Source organism: Streptomyces regalis (genome assembly GCF_001509475.1).
Classification (GTDB): Bacteria; Actinomycetota; Actinomycetes; order Streptomycetales; family Streptomycetaceae; genus Streptomyces; species Streptomyces regalis.
Window position 1 is genome coordinate 62,869 of the sequence record NZ_LLZG01000410.1, and the last position, 20,745, is coordinate 83,613.

The window sequence follows — 20,745 nt, forward strand, 5'->3', positions numbered from 1 at the left end:
GCATGTCGTACGGCCGTCTCGACTACGGCCCCTCGCCCTGGCAGCGGATCGATCTGTACGGACCCGCGGAGCCGGAGACGGCATCGGGCACAGAGACGCCATCGGGCACGGAGACGGCCCCGGGGACGCAGGCGGGGCCGGCGGATTCCGCCGTGCCCGTCGTGCTGGTGCACGGCGGCTTCTGGCGGCACGACCGTACCGCGCACGACCTGGAACCGCTGGCCTGCGCCCTGGTCGGGCGCGGTCACCGGGTCGCCGTGGTGGAGTACCGGCCGAGCTGGGACGGCGGCGCCTGGCCGGCCGCCGCCGACGACTGCCGGGCCGCGCTGCGGGAGTTGGCGGAGCAGGACGCGTGCTGGGCCGGCGCCACACTCGTCGGGCACTCCGCCGGCGGACATCTCCTGCTCGCCTCGGTCGCGGGGACGGCTCGCGGGGCCGCCGTGGTGCTGCTGGCCCCGGTGGTCGACCTCGCCGAGGCCGCCCGGCTCGGGGTGGGCGGCGGGTCCGTGGAGGACTTCCTCGCCGCCCATCTGAAGGCCGGGGGCAGCCACGAGCAGGCGACCCCCGAGCCGGACCCGGCCGATCTGGGCTCGCTCACCGTCGTCGGCGCCGAGCACGACCAGGCAGTGCCCCATGAACTGACGGAACATCAGCTCACCGTGTGGGGCAGGCGCGGGCTGCCCCTGACGTGGGTGAGCGTGCCGGACGCCCGGCACATGCACCTGGTGAATCCCGAGCGCCCGGCCTGCCGCACCGTCGTCCTGCCGCTGTTGACGGGCCGCGCCTCGAACGCGGAGGAATGAGAGAACGATGACGACGACCACCGCCGAGGCGGACCCGGTCACCCATCCGGCGTCGCCGAACGCGACCATGTCCGCCGTCAGCCACAGGGCGTTCGACCCCCTGACCGCGGACCCGCGCAAGCGGACCGCTTACCGGCTGGACCCCTACGCCCGTGAAGGTCTCGACCTGTTCCGCTCGGCCGGCGACCGGGCCTGGCTGTACACGACCACCTTCGTGGTCCTCAAGCCGGACGCGGTCGCCGGCCGGCGCGGCGGGCTGGTGCTGGACATCCTGGAGGAGGAGGGCTGGAAGCCGTTCGCAGCCCGTCCGTTCACCTTCGACCCGGTGCTGACCAGGGAGATCTGGCGCTACCAGTTCAACGCCGCCTCCCGGCAGCGGATCGCGGTGGTGGACCATCTGCTGGGATCGAGCCCCTCGCTGCTGGTCCTGCTGCGCGACACGCGCCGGGTGGACGGGCTGCCCGCCAGCGTCCGGCTGACCGCGGCCAAGGGCGCCGCCGACCCGCAGGCCGCCCACGCGCGCGATCTGCGCACCCGGTTCGGCAGGGTCAACGGCCTGTTCAACTTCGTCCACACGGCCGACGAACCGGCCGACCTGGTACGGGAGTTGCGGCTGTTCTGCTACCGGACCGGCACCGCCTGGCTGCGCACCGCCCTGACCACGGCACCGCCGTCCGCCGGCGAGGAGTGCCCGGCCAGAAGCCTGCTCGCCGGTCTCGAAGCCGACGTCACGGCCCACGACCTGGACTCGGCACAGAGCCTCACCCGGCTGGCCGCGCGCTCCGACGTGTGGGGCGGCCTCGCACGCGCCCACGGCACCCGTGACGCCGTACACCGGTGGCTGTCGGCCCTCGGCGAGGCCGCGCTCCCGTCGGGCTCGGCCCGATGGGACGTTCTGTCGGTCCTCACCGAGTGGATCGACTGCAACGAGCCGGGGGTAGCACCCCTGTTGGCGACCGTATCGGCGACCGACTGGAGGAAAGAAGCGTGACGTCCCTTCCCCTCGCCCCCCAAGCCGTTGTCTTCGACTGCGACGGGCTGCTGGTGGACACCGAAGTCTGCTGGAGCAGAGCCGAGACCAAGATCTTCGCAGCGCACGGTCACGACTTCGGCCCCGAGCAGAAGGCACTGGTGATCGGCCGCACGCTGGCGGGCGCGGGCGAGGCGATGGCCGACTACTTCGGCAGGCCCGGCGCCGGCGCCGAACTCGCCGCGGAACTCCTCGACCTCGTACGGCGGGAACTGGCCGCCGGTGCCGACGCCCTGCCCGGGGCCGCCGAACTGGTCAAGGCCTGCGCCCGGGCCGTCCCGGTCGCGATCGCCAGCAACAGCCCCCGCGAACTCCTCGACACCGCCCTGGCCTCGGCCGGCCTCGCCGGCCTCTTCCCGGTCTCCTTCGCGGCCGACGAGGTGGCGGTCGCGAAGCCGGCCCCCGATCTCTATCTGAAGGCATGCGAGGCGCTCGGCGCGCTCCCGGCCCGCTCGGTCGCCTTCGAGGATTCCGCCACCGGCGTCACGTCGGCACGCCGGGCGGGACTGTATGTGGTGGCCGTACCGTCCCTGCCCGGCACCGCGCTCGACCACGACCATCTGGCGTCCGCGCTCGTCGACCGCGAGCTGGTCGACTGGGCGGAAGGTCTCGCTCAGGGTGCCTGACGCCGACGACCCGCTGATCTGCCTGTGCCGACGGGTGCGGGAGAGCGCGATCCTGGCCGCCGCCGACCAGGGGTGCCGCACCCTGGCCGACGTGCGCGACCGGACCGAGGCGAACACCGGCTGCGGGGACTGCGCCGCCGACATCGAGGAGCTCCTGGAGAGCGTTCGGACCGGATGACGCTCCGGCACCCGGGATCAGCACGACAAGCAGTGCAAGCAGTACGAGGCTGGAGAGACCAAGAGCCATGACAGACACGCCGGTCGAAGAAGAGCGACCCGCACGCCGCCGCGACGCCGGCGCCTTCTGGCGGTACTGGACGGGTGCGACGGCCAGCGGCGTCGGCGACGCGGTGACCACGGTCGCGCTTCCCCTGGTGGCCGTGGAGGTCCTGAAGGCCAGCAGTTTCGAGGTCAGCCTCATCACCGCCGCCAACTACGCCGCCTGGATCCTGATAGGCCTTCCGGCCGGAGTGCTCGTGCAGCGGCTGCCGCTGCGCGGCACCCAGGTGGCGATGGACCTCCTGCGGGCCGCGGTGCTGCTGTCCGTGCCACTGGCGGCGGCGCTGGGGGAGCTGCATCTGGCCCACCTCGTCCTGGTCGCACTGGTCGTCGGGCTCGCCACCGTGGTCTTCGACATCGGGAACTCGACCTTCCTGACGTCGATCGTCAGCAAGGAGGAACTGACCGCCCGCAACAGTCTGACCTCTGCCTCGTCGGCCGCCACCCAGCTGGGAGGCCCCTCCCTGGGCGGCGTCCTGGTGCAGGTGGTGGGTGCCGCGACCAGCCTGCTGGTGGATGTGGCGAGCTACCTCGTGTCCGCGTTCCTGCTGCAGAGCCTGCCGCGGCCCGACCGCGAGGCACGCCCCCCGGCGGGCGTCTCCATGGGCCGGCTGATCCGGGACGGCTGGCGCTTCGTGGCCCACCATCCGGTCATCGGCCCGTGTGTGGCCGCCGCGACGCTGGTCAACTTCGGCTGCGGCGCGCTGATGGCGATGACCCCGCTCTTCCTGGTCCGGACGCTGGACCTCCCGGTCGGCGTGGTCGGCCTGCTGATGGCCGCCGAGGGGGCGGGCAGCCTGCTCGGGGCGGCCGTGACCCCCCTGCTGGCCAGGAAGCTCGGCGGCGCCCGTGCCGTGCTTGCCGCGTCCTCGGCCGGAGCACTGCTCGCCGCGCTGATCCCGCTGGCCTCCGGCGGCTGGGGGATGCTGTTGTTCGTGGTGGGCGCCACCGGATTCTCGACGGGCGTGGTGGTGCTGAGCATCGTCACCCGCACCCACCGCCAGACCGTCACCCCGGCCGAGCTGCTGCCCCGGGTGATGGCCACCGTCCGCTTCGTCTCCTGGGGGGCCGTGCCGGTGGGGGCGCTCACCGCCGGCCTGCTCGCGACCGCAGCCGGGCCGCGCGAGGCCCTGTGGCTGGTCTCCGCGGCCGGCGCAGGGGCGGCTGTCACGCTCGCGGCGAGCTCGGTCCGCCGCTTGCGCGACTTGGTGTGAACAGGTCGGACCTCCCCCATGCGCACGACACCGGCCGGGCGAGACACCGCGGCCGCCATGACCGTCGGACGCGTCCTGCTGTCGCGGCCCTCGGTGCCCCAGAGCTGATCAGGCCCCCGGCACCCGCACCATGAACACGTCCACCGCATCCTCGGTCTCGAGCGTGAACCCGTGCCGCTCGTACAGCCGCCGCACTGCCCTGCAGCACGTTCAGCCGGACCCGGATGCCGTCGCGGTCGCACCGCTCCAGCAGCCCGCGCAGCACGGCCGTACCGATGCCGCCGCCCTGCAGGTGCGGGGCGAGATAGAAGTGCTCCAGCACCATATGCGCACCGCCGTGGGCATCCTCGGTCGGCCGCAGTGACACGCAGCCAGCGAACGTGCCGCGCGCCTCGATCACCCAGGTGTGCGCCGGAGCGAAGCCGTCCCGCAGTCGCTGCCGGACCCGGTGCTCGTCGTATCGCCCGAGCCGCTCCAGATCCGCCCGCAGCACCACGGCCCGCAACTCGGCCACCGCCTCGACGTCCGCCGTCGAACCTGCTACAAGTGGCGCGACGGACGCGAGGCCCGCGCCGAGCGCGAGCGCGCCGACGAGGACCTCGCTGACAAGATCCGGACCATCCACACAGACTCGGGCGGCACCTACGGCGCCCCGCGGATCACCGCCGAGCTCCGCGACGCCCATGGCATGACGATCAACGAAAAGAAGGTCGCGCGCGTCATGCGCAAGTTCCGTATCAGCGGGTTCCGCCTGCGCAAGCGCATGCGCACGACCGTGCCGGAGCCGGCGCAGACGCCGGTGCCGGACCTGTTCAAGCGGGACTTCACGGCGTCCGCGCCGAATCTGAAGTACATGGGGGACGTGACGTATCTGCCGGTCGGCGACGGCGAACATCTCCATTTCGCGACGGTCCTGGACTGCTTCTCCCGCCGTGTCGTGGGCTGGTCGATCGCCGATCACATGCGCACCGACCTGGTCGCTGACGCGCTGACGATGGCCGCCCACACTCGCGGCAGTCTGAAGGGTGCCGTCTTTCACAGCGATCACGGGGCTCAGTACGGACCACGTCAATTCGCTGACCCGTGCGCCGAGTTGGGCGTCACCCAGTCCATGGGTGCTGTCGGCACGAGCGCGGACAACGCCGCCTGCGAGTCCTTCCACGCCGCCCTGAAGCGCGAGACGCTCCAGGGCGCCGGCCGCTTTGGCGGCCCCGACGCCTGCCGGCGCCGCGTCTTCCACTGGCTGACGCGCTACAACACCAGACGCCGTCACTCGGCGAACGGGCAGCTCAGTCCCGTCGCCTGCGAGCAGCGATCAGCTACCCTGATACTCGCCGCATAACCACACGAACTGGTGTCCACTTTCCGGATGGAAGGCCCATCGTCAGCTCACCCGCCACCGTGTTCATCAGCAGCCACGGCGGCTGATCGGTGCGCCAGACCCGTCCCGCGCCCAGCTGGACCGCGTCCACCAGCACCACGTGGGGGCGAGGAACGCCGGGACAGCGCGAGAGATGGTGGGCGAGTCGTTCGAGCACGGCGATGCCGCGCGGCCCGGTCCCGACGATCGCCACCGTCGCCCCGGTCACGGCCTCGTTCTCCCTCGAGTCGCTGCCGGCGGGGTTCACTTCTGCCAGCGCTCGGTCTCTGCGAAGAAGTCGTCGATCGGGGTCGTACGACCCGACTCCACCGCGCGCCGGTACACGAAGGAGCCGACGGCCAGGTCGAGGATGCCCAGCCCGAAGGGGGAGAAGAGGCGCGGCCTGGCGGCGTCGAACTCCAGCTTGCCGAGGACGGCCTGGGCCAGGGTTCCGTCGATGAAGTCCCGGTGGCCGCAGGCCTGTTCGGCCAGGTGCACAGAGGTCTGCGCGGTCAGGCAGTGGTCGATGTCGTCGACCACGTTGTGCGACGCCAGGATGGTCTCAGGGGCGATGTCGCGCAGCGAGATGTTGAGCACCGTCTGCCCGGCGGAGAAGACGTCGGTGCCGGTGATGTAGGGGGCGGCGGCCGTCGTCGCCAGGACGACCAGGTCCGCGCCCCCCACCGCCGATTCCAGGCTGTCCGCCGCTGTCGCGGGAATCCCCAGCGTCTCGCGGGAGTACGACACCAGCGCGTCCGCGTAGCCGGGCACCTGGTCGTGGACGGTGAACTCGCCGATCTGCCACTGCTCGGCGGCGAAGAACTCCAGGATGTTGCGCGCGATCACACCGGCGCCGACGACGGCGATACGGTCCGCGCGGGTGGCCCCGTGCAGGGTCGCGGCGCCCAGCACACAGGACGCCGCGGTGCGGGCGGCACTGATCTGGGACGCCTCCAGGCAGGCGAACGGATAGCCGGTGGCGTAGTCGTTCAGCAGCAGGACGGCGGAGGCCCGGGGGACGTTGCGGGCGACGTTGTCCGGGAAGCTCGCGATCCATTTGATGCCGGCCACGTCGTGGTCGCCGCCGAGATACGCGGGCAGTGCGATGATCCGTGCCGAAGGCTTCTCGGGAAACCGCAGGAAGTAGCTGTTGGGGTTGACCGACTGCCCCGACTCGTGGGCCAGGTAGGCCTCTTTCACGACCTGAAGGATGTCCCGCCGTGACTCGGAGATGACCTCGCGGGCCACCGTTCCGCTGACTACATCGAACGCGAACAAGGTGTTTCCTTCTCGGGACTCTGCGGGCGCGTCAGCGCCTCGACGGCGGGAAGTGTGGGATCGATGCCGAACCGGGCGGCGACCCAGTCGTCGTCGTACACGGTCGCGAGATAGCGCTCGCCCATGTCCGGTGCGAGGGCCACCACCCGCGAGCCGGGCGGGATGTCGGGCGCGGCGCGCTGCACCGCCGTGAACACCGTGCCGGTGGAGCCGCCGGCCAGCAGGCCGTGTCGCCGGGCGAGCATCCGGCAGGTGCGCACCGCCTCGGTCTCCTCGACCAGCACCACCTCGTCGACCAGGTCTGGGCGGCAGATCTCCGGAACCCTGCTGGTGCCCAGGCCGGGAATGTGGCGGGGGCCCGCGGCGGTGCCGAAGGTGACCGAGCCGAGGGTGTCGACGGCGATGATCCTGGTGTGCGGCGAAACCCTGCGGAAGTAGGTGGCACAGCCGGTCAGGGTGCCGGTCGTGCCCGCCCCGACGAACAGGAAGTCGACGTTCCCCAGCGCGGCGAGGATGGCCGCGGCCGTACGGGTCTCGTGGACCTCGGGGTTCGCCGGGTTGGCGTACTGATTGGGCCACACCAGCAGGGGATCGTCAGCCAGCATGCGCTGGATGTGAGCGATCCGCGTGCCCAGGAACCCGCCGCCCGCGTCCCGCTTGTCCACCACCGCGACACTCGCGCCGAGAGCACGCATCAAGGCCACGTTGTGCGGTGCGGCGTTGACGTCGGTCACGCAGGTGAAGGCGTAGTCCTTCGCCGCGCAGACCATGGCCAGGGCGACGCCGAGGTTGCCCGACGAGGACTCGACGACGCGTCCGCCCGGAGACAGCAGCCCGCGCCGCTCGGCGTCCTCGATCAGCCCGACCGCCGTCTTGAGCTTCACGGAGCCGGCCGGGTTCAGTCCCTCGATCTTGAGATGGAGCTCGCTGCCCGGGAGCACGTCGGGGAACCTCAGGAAGACGTCGTCGGTGACGAGGTCGTATACGGAGTCCTTGATCACTTCGCTCCTGGGCGCGGCTGCGCCAGAGCCTCCAGCACCGCCATGGCGCTGGTGAGTTTCATCTCTGCCTGGGTCCAGGCGAGCGACCGGTCGCCCTCCAGCACCTGGGCCGAGATCTCGTCACCGCGATGGGCCGGCAGGTCGTGCATGAGGACGGCATCCGGCCAGCGGCTCATGAACGCCGTGTCGATGTACAGATAGCGGAACGCCTCACGCCAGCTCGCGTCGGGTTTCGACGTTCCGGTGGTCTGCCAGCGGGTTGTGTACACCACGTCGACGGCGTCGGGGGCCTCGTCGAGCCGGTGGATCTCCCGGACGCAGGAGCCGCGCTCGGCGGCCCGGGCGCGGGCGCCGGCCAGTTCGGCCTCGGGTACGCCGTAGCCTGGCGGGGTGAGCAGGGTCAGCTCGATCCCCGCGTAGTGGGCCAGGCCGTGCGCCAGGGCCACGGCAGAGTTGTTGCCCTCGCCGACGTACAGCACCTTGATGCCGTCCAGGGCGCCGAAGTGCAGGCTCATGGTGGCGAGGTCGCAGATGCCCTGGGTGGGGTGCTCCTCCTGGCCCATGGCGTTGACCACGGGGATGCCGCCGTACCGGGAGAGGGTCTTCAGCTGGGCCACGGGTCCCGCGGTGCGGGCGACCAGGAGGTCGAGCATGCGCCCGAAGACACGGCCGGTGTCCTCCAGCGACTCGCCCGTCTCCAGCTGGAGGTCGTGCGGGCCGTAGCTGATGACCTGGCCGCCCAGGCGCAGCGCGGCGGTGGTGAAGGCCGTACGGGTGCGGGTGGAGGTCCTGGTGAACAGGATGCCCGCGATCCTCCCGCGCAGCGGCTCGTCGTGGTCCGTCCGGTCGGCGAAGAACTCGCAGGACCGGCGCACCAGTTGGTCGAGGTCCTTGTTCTCCAGGTCGGCCAGGGAGAAGACCCCCGACTCCGTAGCGTGCTCAGGTAGTCCCAACAGCGATGGGGCCGCTGCCACCATGTCTCACATCTCCTGTGGTCACAACAACCCGGCGGCTGTGAAGGAGTCCCGCGCCCCGGGAACGTCCAGCACACCGACAGATTCGAACAGTTGAAAGGTGTGTCGTGCGGAGGCCCGGACGCTCTGCCTCAGTCGCTCGGGGGCGTAGCAGTCGGCGACGACCTCGCGCACGGCCGCGTCGCCCAGTCCGGCCGCGGCGAGCGAGGTGCGGACCGGCACCAGGTCCGGCGTGAGGCTGCGGCTGACCAGCTCCGGCAGGCAGCGCGCGGCCCGCTCGCGCAGCGCCGGGCTCAGGCCCTGCCAGAGTTCCCTGAAGAAGGCAGCGAAGTAGGCGTGATGGCGACCCTCGTCCTCGGCGTGGTCACGGACCACCTCGCGGACCGTGCCGATCACAGAGGGGTCCTTCGGTACGTCCTTCAGGATCGAGGTGACCAGTGTCTCGAAGACGACCACCTGGAGCAGTTGGACGAGGACGGGCTCGCCGGGCAGGACTTCGGCGCCGATGCCGTCGAGGCGGCCGAGGAACGGCGTGAAGTCGTAGTCGGGCGTCTCGATGCCCGTGGCGTCCCGCACCTGTTCCACCACGTCCAGGCTGTACAGGGCGTGGTAGGCCTCGTCGCAGTAGATCTTGTACGCGTCCAGGCGTACCGGGGACGGCAGGTGCAGCCCCGATGTGCCGTCCGCGATGCGTGCCGCGGCGCGGTTCACCACGCTCGTTTCGAAGTGCATCGTGAACAGCATGTACTGGTAGAGGTGGCGGGCCACGAGCCCGAACCGGTGCCGCGGCTCGAGCGCCCGCACCAGCGGATGGTCCAGGTAGGGGATCAGTTTCTCTGGAAAGAGGGTCATTCCCGCTTCGAGCTCGTCCCCGATGACCCGCCGCGGATCCGTCCGCACTCCTGCCTTTTCGTACCAGCCGTCCAGCGGCGACTTCATGCGACTTCTCCAGGCCTTGTCAAATCTCTGTTACCGCGGACAGCAGCAGCCACAGCCCGACGGCACACAAAGCGGTTCCCGCGGCCCTTTCCATGACTTTGCGCCATCTTCCTTGGCGGAAAATGTCGCCCATGCGCGCCACGAGAACGCCATAGGCGAGCAGGGACAGGAAACTCAGGGCGATGTGTATCGACGCGAGCAGCGCGGCGGGTGTGAGCGCCGAACCGTGGGCGGGCAGGAACTGCGGCAGCAGGGATGTGTAGAAGACGCCGACCTTGGGATTTCCCAGACTCGTCAGCGCACCCTGCCGCCAGTCCCGGCCGACCGGCATTGAGGGCTCCGTCGCCGCTCGGGACGCGGCCAGCAGCGCCTGCACGCCGAGGAAGACGAGATACGCGGCGCCGGCCGCCCGAAGCACGGCGAAAAGTTTCGGAGAGGCGGCGACAGCGGCCGCGAGTCCTGCCGACGACAGCAGGGCCCACGCGGCCAGTCCCGCGCATACACCGGTCGTGGTTCGCACAGCACTCCTGGCGCCGCCGCTCAGGGTGTTGCGCACCACGACGAGCGTGTCCGCTCCGGGGACGACCACCACCAGGGCGGCAAGCGCCGTATAACCCGCGATGCCGGTCAACGGCCGCTTTCAGCCGACGGCGGGTCGAGCGACGCGCAGGCCGAAGATCATATCCCAGCGGATGTCGTCACCCGCCGAGAGAAGCGCGAAACGGGATCGTATGAGCGAGTGTGAAATCATCCGAATTCTCCCACCGTGACGAGTTCAACGAATGCCGCCTGTGGCGGCCTCACCACACTCACTCACGGCCCTGGCCGATATCCAGCTTCGTGGGCATCATGTCCATGCATTGCATGAACATGAGTTCGGCGCATTGCATGAACATGAGTTCAGCTCGATAGGCGTACCGTCGGCTCGGAAATGTCGTCCTTCAGCTTCCTGCAGTGCAGCAAACTGGGCCGGAACGGGATGGACCGGCATGCCGCCGCACCCCACAGTGGACGGGACCCGAGAGAAGGGATCACCCTTGTCCGCACCTCCGTCCGCCACCGGCACCCCTGTCCCGCTGCGCCGCCGCTCGATCTCCGGGCCGCTGCGCATCGGTGTCCTGGTCTCCGCGACCGGCGCCAATCTGGGCACGCTGCTCGGCATGCGGGACGCGCACCCGGAGGAGTTCGAGGTCTGCCTCGTCGCCTCGCACGGAGAGCGGGTCAAGGCCCTGGACGTGGCACGCCAGGCCGGAGTCGAGGCGTGGACGGGTGACTTCGACCGCTACTGCGGCACCGCCTCCGCCGCGCGTGACCCCGAGGCCCGCGCACGGTACCGGGCCCGGGCCCGGGAGTGGCACGACGGCCTGGCCGCACGGCTGGCCGACTGGGAGCGGCGCAACGGCGAACTGGATCTGATCGTCCTCGCCTACCACCGCTGGATCGCGGGCGGGCTCCTGGAGCGCTACCGCGGCCGCATGATCAACCAGCATCCGGCCGACCTGTCGGTCCTGTCCGACGCCGGTGCACGCGCGTTCACCGGCAAGGACCCCGTACGGCTGGCCATGGCCGCGGGCCGTCCCACCACCCGTACCTCCTGCTTCCTGGTCGACGAGACCCAGGACGGAGGCGCGGTGCTGGCCATGGGACCGGAGGTTGCGGTCGGTGGACGGCGGCCGACCCCGGAAGACGCCTGGCAGCAGGAACTGGAGCAGAAGAGCCGCAGCGACCGCCCGTGCCTGCAGTGGACCGTACGGGCGTTCGCGGCCGGTCGGCTCGGACTCGGCGAGGACACGCACCCCGACGGCAGCCGGGTGGTGCTGGTGGACGGACGGCCCACGCCACTGGGCGGCCGACGGCTGACCGAGGAGACCTCCGCATGACCGGACCCGAGAACGCAGCTCGCATTCCCGCCTTCGCTGGGGCGGGCAACCTCATCTACCGTGAGCCCGAAGTCCCCCGATACGTCTCGGGCGAGGGCTGCTGGCTGACCACCGCCGACGGCCGCCGGTACCTGGACGCGGAGGCCGCCAACGGCACCCTCGCCTGGGGCTACGACGGCGAACTGCTGCGGGAGGCGCTGGCGCGCTGCGAGCGGCTGCCGGCCCTGCCCTCCTTCTGCGAGTCCGAACTGCGGCTGAAGGTGCTGTCCCGGCTGGAGCGGCTGGTGTCGGGCGTCCTGGACACGCCGGGGCGGGTGGAACTCGACCTCGGCGGCGCCCAGGCCATGGAGACCGCCCTGCGCATCGCCTTCGCGGCCAACGGGCCCGGCACGGTCGTCGTCTTCGAGGGGGCCTTCCACGGCCGCTCCGGAGTGACGAGCATGCTCAGTTCGAGCCCCCGCTACCGCGAACTGCTCGCCGCGTGGGGTCTGGAAGTGGTCCGGCTGCCCAGCCCGGACTGCCGACAGTGCCCGCACTCTCCCATCGGTGACGGGTGCGCGGCAGGCTGCCGCAAGGCCGTCTCCCGCTGGGGATCGGAGCTGACCGGGGTCGGCGGCAACGGCTTCGGCCGCAAGGTGTCGGCGTTCGTCTTCGAATCCGTACAGAACGTCGGCGGGATGGTGGAGCCCGATCACGAGCTGCTGCGCTCCGCCGTGAACCATGCGCGGGAGCAGGGCGCGGTGGTCATCGCGGACGAGATCTTCACGGGCATGCACCGGGTCGGACCTCGCTGGGGCTTCCAGCGGGCCGGCGTCGTCCCGGACGTCGTGGTGACCGGCAAGGGCCTGACCAACGGCGGTGCGGCGCTGAGCATGGTGTGGTCGCGCGAGCCCCTGGGCCATCCCGACCGGTACCGGCCCGGCAGCCACTCCTCCACGTACATCGGCATCCCGCACGCGCTCGCCGTCGTCGACACGGTGCTGGACCGCTGGGAGCTGTGGACGACGGTGGACAAGGACATCCTGCTGCTGGAGGAGGCACTGCGGGAACGGCTGTCCGCCGTCGCGGCACGGCACCCCGCCATGGTGCACAGCGTCGACGCGATGGGCGGCACGGCGCGCATCGTCCTCAACGGACCGCACGCCGGCCGGCTGCGCCATCTCTTCCGCTCGGCGCACCCCGAGGCCGGCGTCCTGGTCGCGACGACCGGCATGGCACCCGACGTCATCAACGTGCATCCTCCGCTGGTCGTCCAGGAGGCCGAACTCGACGTGTTCGCAGACGTCTTCGACACCGCGCTGACCGGGATCGCGTAATGGGGATGGAGACGGAACGCAAGTTCCTGGTGCTCCGCGGCTGGCGCGAGTCGGTGATCAAAACCCGGGAGATCCGCCAGGGCTATCTGTCCTGGAACCCCGAGCGGGCCGTGCGGGTGCGGATCACCGACGGACAGTTGGCGGCCCTCACCGTCAAGGGCCCGCGCGACGGCGCGCGCAGGCCCGAGTTCGAGTACCCGGTGCCGCTCGCGGACGCCGGGGAGATCCTCGCGCGGCTGTGCCCGCAGCCGCTCGTGGAGAAGGTGCGGCACTACCTCGGTGCGCCGTACGACGGCTGGACCGTGGACGAGTTCTACGGCTCCAACGCTGGCCTCGTCCTGGCCGAACTCGACGCGGACGATGCCCAGTCCGTCACCGACCTGCCCCCCTGGATCGTCGCGGAGGTCACCACGGACCTCCGCTTCGACAACGCCCGTCTGCACCGCGACCCGTATCCCGGCTGGGCGGAGCCCGCGCCTGTCGCGCCGTCGCCGCGGGACCCCGCCGACGCCGAGCTGGTGATCTTCGACAACGACGGCGTACTGGTCGACTCGGAGCCGATCGCCAACCGGGTGCTGGCCGACCTGCTCACCGAATGCGGGTTCCCCACCACCTACGAGGGCAGCGTCCGCCGCTACATGGGCGGCACCCTGGACCGGGTGCGGGACCTGGTCCGCGCGGACACCGGACGCGAGCTGCCGGACGGCTTCGCGCAGCGCTACCGGGAGCGGCTGAAGGCTGCGTTCGAGCGGGAACTGCGCGCCGTTCGCGGGATCCCGGACGTCCTGGACGCCCTGGCCGAGCGCGGCACCCCGTTCTGCGTCGCGTCGAGTTCACCGCGGGACCGGCTCGACCTCGCCCTCAGGGTCACCGGGCTCGCCTCTCGCCTCGGGCACCGGGTGTACTCGGCGGACGACGTCCGGCGCGGAAAGCCCGCCCCCGACCTGTTCCTGCACGCAGCCGTCCGCATGGGCGTCGACCCGTCCCACGCGGCGGTCGTCGAGGACAGCGTGCCCGGCGTCGACGCGGCGCTGGCCGCGGGCATGACCTGCGTCGGCTTCGCGGCGCTGACCCCGGCCGACCGGCTGAGCCGGGCGGCGTACGTGGTCCATGACACCGCCGGTCTGGCCAAGCGCCTCGGCCTGCCCGCCGTCGCGCCGGCCTGAGCGTGCCCGGCTCAGCCCGCGGCGGCCTCCTCGTGCTCCGGGACAGCCTCGGCGTCCAGGATGCCCGAGGTGGCGATCAGCACCCCCAGCTGACAGCGGCTGCGGGCGCCGAACTCCTCGTAGATCTTGGAGATATGGCCCCGGCAGGTGCGCACGCTCACGCCCAGGCGGCGGGCGATGGTGTCGTCGGTCTCCCCCTCGGCGAGCAGCTTGATGATGGACATCCGGACATCGGACAGCAGAGTCTTCACCTCCGACGCCCGATTACGGGTAGAGAAGGGCGTCGCCAGATTCCAGAACCGCTCGAAGACCGAGACCAGGAACTCGACGACGGCCGGCTGGTGGATGGCGAGCGCGACCTGCCGGTCGCTGCGGGCCGGGATGAAGGCGGTCTTGCGGTCGAAGATGATCATCCGCTCGGTGCACGCGTCGATACTGCGCACGGCCCCGCCGTGCTGGGTCACCTGCTTGACGTACTTCCGGGTGGCGGAATGGAAGCGGGCGGAGTGCTGGTAGATGGTGCGCATCTGGACACCGCGCTCCAGCATGGCGCGGGTGGGTTCCCAGGACGCGGCCAGGCTCTCGGCCTTACGGCCCCCGCCGGGCTGCACGGTGAGCACTTCCTCGGTGCAGCGTGCCGCCGCGGCCTCCAGCTCGGAGTTGATGGCATCGAGCCCGGTGAGCATGCTGAACTCCCTTCCGTCCTCGGGGCCGTGGACGGCCTCCTCGTACGTGGCCTGATAACGCCCGAGGTCGGTGCGGAGCTGTTCCGCCTCGCGTTCGAGGTACTCGATCTGCTGGTCCAGCGGGGCGAGCAGCCGGGATACCGCTCTGCGAGGGGTGGAGACGGCGAAGGCGCTGCCCTCTCCGAGCAGAGGGACCAGCAGCTCGTACTTGCTCAACTGCTCGGCGGCCGCGACGGTGCGTTCCTCACTCCACCCCAAGAGGTCCGCTGCCGTAGAAAGTTTCAAGCCATCCTGACGAACCATCAGGTGATAGAGGGCAACTGAATCGACCTCCGATTTGGCGTCTTCACCCTGTTCAGAGCGATCTTCACGCACTCCTAACTCCCCCTTTACCGGCTGTACCAACCCGCGTAGACAGTAACAGCAGGACCTGTGCCCAGGGCTACCATTTGCCCGGCTCGACTCCCTGCCGCTCCCGCGATCCCGTATGTCGAAAATCTGAGGTTCCCCTCCTACTGTGGAGACCGTGACCGGAGGGATAGTTGGGGTCATGGCATCCAGGAAGCGCATCTACGACACTGAGTTCCGCGAGGGAGCGGTACGGATCGTGGCGGAGACAAGGAACTCTTCAAGTGCTCGTTCCGCAGCGACGCCATTCGCCTCGAAGCCGTCACGCTCCTCGGCTTTGTGGACCTGTGCTGTCACGGCGATGCCCTCGTGGGCACGGCGCACCAGCTGGGCATCCGGGGTCAGCAGGCGCACGCGGTAAAGCTCCTGGCGGGCGATTGACCATAGCCGGTACGACGCCGTGCGCGCGGCAACGTACGCGGTACTCGTCAGGTCCTCATGATGTCGCCACCATCGGTCGTACTCTCCTCGTCGCTGTTCCATCACGGCAGCGGCGAACGCGGCCAGCGCATTGCGTAGTTCGCTACGGTCTGCGGCGCGACGCTGGAAGAAGTAGGTGACGGACACTCCCAGGAGTGTGCCCGCGACGGCTATGAGGCTGTTCACGGCCTGCGGCATGGCGGCATTCGACCATCTCGCGGCTTCTACCGGTACCGGCCCGAGGGCGGCAGCCACTTCACGCCCATCACGCTCCAGAAACACCACGACATTGGCACAGAACCCTGGATCATGAATGTCTCGCGCCGCCCCAGAGAACCGAGATTTGCGATCACAACGGCTTGCCGCCCCGTGCTGATATGTCAGCACGGGGGCCGGATCGAGGAGGATCGAGCTAGACTCAGGAGGACGCAAACGGGCGTATTTGCCGGGCTCCCGCGAATCTCCGCAGGTCAGCAAGGTAACGATTTCGGGTTCGAATCCCGTTGGGGGCACGCAGTACGGTGTGCGACACTGTCGTACGCATTGCTTGGTCCTGTGGAGCAGTTTGGAGTGCTCGCCACCCTGTCAAGGTGGAGGCCGCGGGTTCAAATCCCGTCAGGACCGCTGAGGCCGACCCCGGCCCCAGCCACAATCTCGAGGGCTCCGACCATGCGGTCGGAGCCCTCGGTGTTTCCGTCGACTACTTGCACGATCCGGCCTTGAAGCCGGGATGCGGGTTGCCCTGCTGGCCCGGGACGCACTGCTTGTCGCCGGGACCCGGCGGCTCAGCCATGGCGGGGGCCGCGGCCCCAACCCCCATGAAGCCGGCCAGCAGGAACGCCGCCAGCGCCCTGCGGATCTTCATGACTCTCTCCTCACGCCCTCGACGTCGCGTCACACCCATCACGCTAGAAAGCGACATCTCAGGCATCAAGAGCGATCGGGAGAAACTGCAAAAACATAACAAACAATGGTACAGAGCGGTCTCGCCCTGGTATCGGCCGCACCGCCGGAGGCAAAAGCGTTCGCCACGGATTTCGGCGGGATGAGATCCTGGATCGCGTATGTCTACGCACCCTGCCCCCGCCCTCGGCGCCCTCGCCCCCCGCCTGACCGAGCTCTCCCTGCGCGACGCACAGCGCCTCGGCAGGCGGCTCGAAGGTGCGCGCAAGATCCGTAAGCCGGAGGCGCGCGCCGCCGTGCTCGCCGAGATCGAGGCGGAGATCGCCAGGGGCGAGGAGCGTATCGCCACCCGGCGCAGCCGTCTGCCCGAGGTCAGGTACCCCGAACAGCTGCCGGTCAGCCAGAAGAAGAGCGACATCGCGGCCGCCATCCGCGACCACCAGGTCGTGATCGTGGCCGGCGAGACCGGCTCCGGGAAGACCACACAGATCCCGAAGATCTGTCTCGAGCTCGGGCGTGGCGTGCGCGGCATGATCGGGCACACCCAGCCCCGCCGTATCGCGGCCCGTACGGTCGCCGAGCGGGTGGCGGAGGAGCTGGACACGCCGCTCGGTGAATCCGTCGGCTGGAAGGTGCGGTTCACCGACCAGGTGAATCCCGAGGCCACCTTCATCAAGCTCATGACCGACGGCATCCTGCTCGCCGAGATCCAGACCGACCGCGAGCTGCGCGCCTACGACACGATCATCATCGACGAGGCCCACGAGCGGTCCCTCAACATCGACTTCCTGCTCGGGTATCTCGCGCAGTTGCTGCCGAAGCGGCCGGATCTGAAGGTCGTCATCACCTCGGCCACCATTGATCCCGAGCGCTTCTCCCGGCACTTCGGCGACGCGCCGATCATCGAGGTCAGCGGCCGTACATACCCGGTGGAGGTGCGTTACCGGCCGCTCCTCGAAGAGGACGCCGAGGACGCCGACCGCGACCAGATCACCGCGATCTGCGACGCCGTGGAGGAACTCCAGGGCGAGGGCAAGGGCGACATCCTCGTCTTCCTCTCGGGCGAGCGGGAGATCCGGGACACCGCCGACGCGCTGGAGAAGAAGCAGTACCCCCGCGCCGGAGGCGCTAATTGGCAGGGCACGGAGGTACTTCCCCTCTACGCCCGGCTCTCGCACGCCGAGCAGCACCGCGTCTTCCAGCCCCACACCGGGCGCAGGATCGTTCTGGCGACCAACGTCGCGGAGACCTCGCTCACCGTCCCGGGCATCAAGTACGTCATCGACCCCGGCTTCGCCCGGATCAGCCGCTACAGCCACCGCACCAAGGTCCAGCGGCTGCCCATCGAGCCGATCTCCCAGGCCAGCGCCAACCAGCGCAAGGGCCGCTGCGGTCGTACGTCCGACGGCATCTGCATCCGCCTGTACTCCGAGGACGACTTCCTCGCCCGCCCGGAGTTCACGGACGCGGAGATCCTCCGGACGAACCTCGCCTCCGTCATCCTGCAGATGACCGCGGCCGGCCTCGGCGACATCGAGAAGTTCCCCTTCATCGACCCGCCGGACCACCGCAACATCCGCGACGGAGTGCAGCTGCTCCAGGAACTGGGCGCCCTCGACCCGGCCCAGAAGGATGCGCGCAAGCGGCTCACCGACACCGGCCGCAAGCTCGCCCAGCTGCCCGTCGACCCGCGTCTGGCCCGTATGGTCCTGGAGGCCGACCGCAACGGCTGTGTCCGCGAGGTCATGGTCATAGCCGCCGCGCTCTCCATCCAGGACCCGCGCGAACGACCCGCCGACAAGCAGGCCCAGGCCGACCAGCAGCACGCCCGCTTCAAGGACGAGACCAGCGACTTCCTCGCCTACCTCAGCCTCTGGCGGTACGTCCGCGAGCAGCAGAAGGAGCGGGGATCCAGCTCCTTCCGGCGGATGTGCAAGCAGGAGTACCTCAACTTCCTGCGCATTCGCGAATGGCAGGACATCTACACCCAGCTCCGCACGGTCGCCAAACAGATGGGCATCCACCTCAACGAGGACGACGCGCCCGGCGACCGTATCCACGTCTCCCTCCTCGCCGGCCTGCTGTCGCACATCGGCATGAAGGACGTGAAGGAGGGCGCGAAGAACGAGTATCTGGGGGCGAGGAGCGCCAAGTTCGCGATCTTCCCAGGCTCCGCCCTCTTCAAGAAGCCGCCCCGGTTCGTGATGTCCGCCGAGCTGGTGGAGACGAGTCGCCTCTGGGCCCGCGTCAACGCCAAGATCGAGCCCGAGTGGGTCGAGCCGCTCGCCGAGCACCTCCTGAAGCGGACGTACAGCGAACCGCACTGGGAGAAGGACCAGGCGGCCGTGATGGCGTACGAGAAGGTCACGCTGTACGGCGTCCCGATCATCGCCCAGCGCAAGGTGAACTACGGCCGTATCGACCCGGAGGTCAGCCGCGAGCTGTTCATCCGCAACGCCCTCGTCGAGGGCGACTGGCGCACGCACCACAAGTTCTTCGCCGACAACCGCAAACTCCTCAGCGAGGTCGAGGAGTTGGAGCACCGGGCCCGGCGCCGGGACATCGTCGTCGACGACGAGACCCTGTTCGACTTCTACGACGAGAAGGTCCCGGACCACGTCGTCTCGGGCGCCCACTTCGACTCCTGGTGGAAGCGCAAACGGCACGAGCAGCCGGACTTCCTGGACTTCGAGCGCGAGATGCTCATCCGGGAGTCGGCCGAGGCGGTCACCAAGGCGGACTACCCGGACTCCTGGCGGCAGGGAGCGCTGAAGTTCCGGGTGACGTACCAGTTCGAGCCGGGCGCGGACGCGGACGGTGTGACGGTCCACATCCCGCTCCAGGTCCTGAACCAGGTCACGGACGACGGCTTCGACTGGCAGATCCCGGGCCTGCGCGAGGAGTTGGTGACGGAGCTGATCCGTTCCCTGCCCAAGCCGATCCGCCGCAACTACGTGCCGGCGCCGAACTTCGCCAAACGGTTCCTGGACACGGCGGTGCCCCTGCAGGAGCCGCTGACGGTGACCATGGCGCGCGAACTGAAGCGCATGGTCGGGGTCCCCTTCACCGCCGACGACTTCGACTGGCCGAAGGTGCCGGAGCATCTGCGCATCACCTTCCGGATCGTCGACGAACGGCGCCGCAAGCTGGCGGAGGACAAGGACCTCGAGGCGCTGAAGCTGCAGCTGAAGCCGAAGGCGCGCAAGGCCCTCTCCCAGGCCGCGGCGGCCACGGCGTCCCGCGAAGGCGGCGAGTCCCTGGAGCGCCAGGGCCTGGCCGACTGGTCCATCGGCTCACTCACCCGCGTCTTCGAGACCCGCCGCGCCGGCCAGCCGGTCAAGGCGTACCCGGCGCTGGTGGACGACGGCGACCTGGTCTCCGTACGCCTCTTCGACACGGAGGCGGAACAGCAGCAGGCGATGTGGAAGGGCACGCGCCGGCTCATCCTCCGCAACATTCCGGTGAACCCGGCGAAGTTCGCGTCGGACAAGCTTACGAACGCGCAGAAGCTGGCGCTGTCATCCAACCCGCACGGCTCGATCCAGGCCCTCTTCGACGACTGCGCGATGGCGGCGGCGGACAAGCTGATCGGCGACTTCGGGGGGCCGGCGTGGGACGAGGAGTCGTATCGGAAGCTGTACGACAAGGTGCGCGCCGAGATCGTCGACACGACGGTGCGTACGGTGGGCCAGGTGCAGCAGGTCCTCGCCGCCTGGCAGGCCGCTGAGCGCCGTCTGAAGGCCGTACGGAGCCCTGCCCTGCTGGCAAACCTCTCGGACGTCCGCAAGCAGCTGGACGCCCTTGTGAAGCCCGGCTTCGTGACGGCGGCGGGACTGCGGCGCATGCCGGATCTGATGCGGTACCTGATCGCGGTGGACCGTCGTCTGCAGCAGATGCCGACGAACGTCCAGCGCGACACGACGCGCATGGAGAAGGTCCACGAGATGCAGGACGAGTACGCCTGGCTGCTGGAGCAGATGCCGCAGGGGCGTCCGGTCCCGCAGCAGGTGCTGGACGTCCGCTGGATGCTGGAGGAACTCCGCGTCAGCTATTTCGCCCACGCGCTCGGCACGGCGTATCCGATCTCCGACAAGCGAATCGTGAAGACGATCGACACACTGGCGCCGTAACGGGACATGTACGCTGGGTGAGTTCGACCAGGGGGCTCGCCCTCCTGTACAGTCTCTTCTCGCAGCGCAACGCACAAATAGCGCAGCGAAACCTGGTCCTGTGGAGCAGTTTGGAGTGCTCGCCACCCTGTCAAGGTGGAGGCCGCGGGTTCAAATCCCGTCAGGACCGCAGTAAAGAGGCCCGCACCCACAAGGGACGCGGGCCTCACTCATGCCACCACCCCCGCCACCCCCTCAAGGCGGAGGCCGCGCCCGCGGCGCAGCCGCAATCGGGTACAGCAAATCCCGTCAGGACCGCAGTAAAGAGGCCCGCACCCACAAGGGACGCGGGC

Annotated in this window: 18 protein-coding genes, 2 tRNA genes and 2 pseudogenes; 12 read left to right on the top strand and 10 right to left on the bottom strand. The window is 69.7% G+C overall.

Translation table 11 applies throughout. From position 1 onward, the window contains the following. Positions 1 to 2 precede the first annotated feature (2 nt). The 5 genes from ADL12_RS45330 (at position 3) to ADL12_RS45350 (ending at position 3,952) form a co-directional block, all read left to right on the top strand. Positions 3 to 803 (top strand): alpha/beta hydrolase, encoded by an 801-nt coding sequence (locus ADL12_RS45330; RefSeq protein ID WP_062714553.1) that lies wholly within the window; start codon positions 3 to 5, stop codon positions 801 to 803. 7 nt (positions 804 to 810) lie between these two features. Beyond that, the gene (locus ADL12_RS45335; RefSeq protein ID WP_062714555.1) at positions 811 to 1,794 is read left to right on the top strand and encodes a nucleoside-diphosphate kinase; all 984 of its coding nucleotides are present in this window, start codon (positions 811 to 813) and stop codon (positions 1,792 to 1,794) included. Then, positions 1,791 to 2,459, top strand: a complete 669-nt coding sequence (locus tag ADL12_RS45340; RefSeq protein WP_062714557.1) for an HAD family hydrolase — start codon at positions 1,791 to 1,793, stop codon at positions 2,457 to 2,459. Before ADL12_RS45335 ends, ADL12_RS45340 begins: the two co-directional genes overlap by 4 nt. After that, on the top strand, positions 2,452 to 2,637 hold the full coding sequence (locus tag ADL12_RS45345) for a (2Fe-2S)-binding protein (RefSeq protein WP_062714559.1): 186 nt from the start codon (positions 2,452 to 2,454) through the stop codon (positions 2,635 to 2,637). The genes ADL12_RS45340 and ADL12_RS45345 overlap by 8 nt, the downstream gene beginning before the upstream one ends. Before the next feature lie 67 nt (positions 2,638 to 2,704). Next, a complete protein-coding gene (locus ADL12_RS45350) occupies positions 2,705 to 3,952 on the top strand; it encodes an MFS transporter (protein ID WP_062714561.1) in 1,248 nt (415 codons plus the stop codon). Between the two features lie 108 nt (positions 3,953 to 4,060). On the opposite strand, the pseudogene ADL12_RS52065 reads toward ADL12_RS45350, so the two are convergent. Continuing rightward, positions 4,061 to 4,466 (bottom strand): annotated as a pseudogene (locus tag ADL12_RS52065) (GNAT family N-acetyltransferase). Positions 4,467 to 4,469: 3 nt separating this feature from the next. On the opposite strand from ADL12_RS52065, the pseudogene ADL12_RS45360 reads away from it, so the two are divergent. Then, a pseudogene (locus tag ADL12_RS45360) lies at positions 4,470 to 5,294 on the top strand (IS3 family transposase); the annotation flags it as partial. Here ADL12_RS45360 and ADL12_RS52070 read toward each other — a convergent pair. From ADL12_RS52070 to ADL12_RS45385, 6 genes are read right to left on the bottom strand one after another with little or no spacing between them, the layout of a single operon-like run. Next, entirely contained in the window at positions 5,272 to 5,541 is a 270-nt protein-coding gene (locus ADL12_RS52070) for an FAD/NAD(P)-binding protein (protein ID WP_159053500.1), read from the bottom strand. The pseudogene ADL12_RS45360 and the gene ADL12_RS52070 overlap by 23 nt on opposite strands. 35 nt (positions 5,542 to 5,576) lie before the next feature. Further along, positions 5,577 to 6,590: a 2,3-diaminopropionate biosynthesis protein SbnB gene (gene sbnB, locus ADL12_RS45365; RefSeq protein ID WP_062714565.1), complete on the bottom strand. Its 1,014-nt coding sequence runs from the start codon at positions 6,588 to 6,590 to the stop codon at positions 5,577 to 5,579. Continuing rightward, positions 6,572 to 7,591 carry a 2,3-diaminopropionate biosynthesis protein SbnA gene (gene sbnA, locus ADL12_RS45370; RefSeq protein WP_062714567.1) on the bottom strand — a complete coding sequence of 340 codons (1,020 nt, stop codon included), beginning with the start codon at positions 7,589 to 7,591 and terminating at the stop codon, positions 6,572 to 6,574. The genes sbnB and sbnA overlap by 19 nt, the downstream gene beginning before the upstream one ends. Then, positions 7,588 to 8,568, bottom strand: coding sequence for an ornithine carbamoyltransferase (locus ADL12_RS45375; RefSeq protein ID WP_062714568.1), 981 nt, complete (start codon positions 8,566 to 8,568; stop codon positions 7,588 to 7,590). The genes sbnA and ADL12_RS45375 overlap by 4 nt, the downstream gene beginning before the upstream one ends. 18 nt (positions 8,569 to 8,586) lie before the next feature. Then, entirely contained in the window at positions 8,587 to 9,504 is a 918-nt protein-coding gene (locus ADL12_RS45380; protein ID WP_062714570.1) for a diiron oxygenase, read from the bottom strand. A 19-nt stretch (positions 9,505 to 9,523) separates the two neighbouring features. Continuing rightward, the gene (locus ADL12_RS45385) at positions 9,524 to 10,135 is read right to left on the bottom strand and encodes a LysE family translocator (RefSeq protein ID WP_062714573.1); all 612 of its coding nucleotides are present in this window, start codon (positions 10,133 to 10,135) and stop codon (positions 9,524 to 9,526) included. 406 nt (positions 10,136 to 10,541) lie between these two features. Between ADL12_RS45385 and ADL12_RS45390 the strand changes: the two genes are divergently transcribed. From ADL12_RS45390 to ADL12_RS58215, 3 genes are read left to right on the top strand one after another with little or no spacing between them, the layout of a single operon-like run. Beyond that, positions 10,542 to 11,384 carry a formyltransferase family protein gene (locus tag ADL12_RS45390; protein ID WP_208614758.1) on the top strand — a complete coding sequence of 281 codons (843 nt, stop codon included), beginning with the start codon at positions 10,542 to 10,544 and terminating at the stop codon, positions 11,382 to 11,384. After that, complete coding sequence (locus tag ADL12_RS45395; protein ID WP_062714574.1) at positions 11,381 to 12,700, top strand: aminotransferase class III-fold pyridoxal phosphate-dependent enzyme; 1,320 nt, start codon at positions 11,381 to 11,383, stop codon at positions 12,698 to 12,700. The genes ADL12_RS45390 and ADL12_RS45395 overlap by 4 nt, the downstream gene beginning before the upstream one ends. A 5-nt stretch (positions 12,701 to 12,705) precedes the next feature. Then, the gene (locus tag ADL12_RS58215; RefSeq protein WP_159053501.1) at positions 12,706 to 13,866 is read left to right on the top strand and encodes an HAD-IA family hydrolase; all 1,161 of its coding nucleotides are present in this window, start codon (positions 12,706 to 12,708) and stop codon (positions 13,864 to 13,866) included. An 11-nt stretch (positions 13,867 to 13,877) separates the two neighbouring features. Here ADL12_RS58215 and ADL12_RS45405 read toward each other — a convergent pair whose 3' ends face one another. Next, positions 13,878 to 14,810, bottom strand: a complete 933-nt coding sequence (locus ADL12_RS45405; protein ID WP_062714576.1) for a helix-turn-helix transcriptional regulator — start codon at positions 14,808 to 14,810, stop codon at positions 13,878 to 13,880. 312 nt (positions 14,811 to 15,122) lie between these two features. Next, a complete protein-coding gene (locus tag ADL12_RS45410; RefSeq protein WP_159053502.1) occupies positions 15,123 to 15,527 on the bottom strand; it encodes a hypothetical protein in 405 nt (134 codons plus the stop codon). Positions 15,528 to 15,929: 402 nt separating this feature from the next. On the opposite strand from ADL12_RS45410, the gene ADL12_RS45415 reads away from it, so the two are divergent. Next, positions 15,930 to 16,004, top strand: a tRNA-Asp gene (locus ADL12_RS45415). 76 nt (positions 16,005 to 16,080) lie between these two features. Here ADL12_RS45415 and ADL12_RS54705 read toward each other — a convergent pair. Further along, positions 16,081 to 16,245 (bottom strand): hypothetical protein, encoded by a 165-nt coding sequence (locus ADL12_RS54705; protein ID WP_159053503.1) that lies wholly within the window; start codon positions 16,243 to 16,245, stop codon positions 16,081 to 16,083. A gap of 199 nt (positions 16,246 to 16,444) precedes the next feature. Between ADL12_RS54705 and hrpA the strand changes: the two genes are divergently transcribed. After that, positions 16,445 to 20,413, top strand: a complete 3,969-nt coding sequence (gene hrpA / locus ADL12_RS45420; protein WP_062714580.1) for an ATP-dependent RNA helicase HrpA — start codon at positions 16,445 to 16,447, stop codon at positions 20,411 to 20,413. 94 nt (positions 20,414 to 20,507) lie between these two features. Beyond that, positions 20,508 to 20,582: transfer RNA gene (locus ADL12_RS45425), tRNA-Asp, on the top strand. Positions 20,583 to 20,745: the final 163 nt, after the last annotated feature.

Excerpts from the sequence above, each read along its gene's own strand:
- ADL12_RS45330 (WP_062714553.1), top strand. The coding sequence starts at position 3 with ATGTCGTACGGCCGTCTCGACTACGGCCCCTCGCCCTGGCAGCGGATC.
- ADL12_RS45335 (WP_062714555.1), top strand. The coding sequence starts at position 811 with ATGACGACGACCACCGCCGAGGCGGACCCGGTCACCCATCCGGCGTCG.
- ADL12_RS45350 (WP_062714561.1), top strand. The coding sequence starts at position 2,705 with ATGACAGACACGCCGGTCGAAGAAGAGCGACCCGCACGCCGCCGCGAC.
- ADL12_RS45375 (WP_062714568.1), bottom strand. The coding sequence starts at position 8,568 with ATGGTGGCAGCGGCCCCATCGCTGTTGGGACTACCTGAGCACGCTACG.
- ADL12_RS45380 (WP_062714570.1), bottom strand. The coding sequence starts at position 9,504 with ATGAAGTCGCCGCTGGACGGCTGGTACGAAAAGGCAGGAGTGCGGACG.
- ADL12_RS45395 (WP_062714574.1), top strand. The coding sequence starts at position 11,381 with ATGACCGGACCCGAGAACGCAGCTCGCATTCCCGCCTTCGCTGGGGCG.
- ADL12_RS58215 (WP_159053501.1), top strand. The coding sequence starts at position 12,706 with ATGGAGACGGAACGCAAGTTCCTGGTGCTCCGCGGCTGGCGCGAGTCG.
- ADL12_RS54705 (WP_159053503.1), bottom strand. The coding sequence starts at position 16,245 with ATGAAGATCCGCAGGGCGCTGGCGGCGTTCCTGCTGGCCGGCTTCATG.
- hrpA (WP_062714580.1), top strand. The coding sequence starts at position 16,445 with ATGTCTACGCACCCTGCCCCCGCCCTCGGCGCCCTCGCCCCCCGCCTG.